1 pseudogene is annotated in these 284 nt (G+C 66.5%); it reads right to left on the bottom strand.

Annotated features, from left to right (window positions below):
* Nucleotides 1–284: pseudogene (locus RAD10_RS41655) on the bottom strand (hybrid sensor histidine kinase/response regulator); the annotation flags it as partial.

Below are 284 nucleotides of genomic sequence, written 5' to 3'. Positions count from 1 at the left end.
CCGCCCTCGTGATAGGCGGACAGGCGGATGGTGCCCTGCTCGCCCTTGCCGCTGGCGAGACGCTCGGCGGGGGTCTCCAGGCCATGATCGGCGGAGTTGCGCACCATGTGGGTGAGCGGGTCCTTGATCAGATCGAGCACCTGGCGGTCGAGCTCGGTGTCGGCGCCGTGCATCTCCAATTCGATCTGCTTGCCGAGTTCGCTCGACAGGTCGCGGACGATGCGGGGCAGCTTCTGCCAGGCATTGCCGATCGGCTGCATGCGCGTCTTCATGACGCCTTCCTG

It is taken from the genome of Bradyrhizobium sp. 23AC, from assembly GCF_054863025.1.
This window is presented reverse-complemented; position numbering and strand designations above follow the sequence as displayed.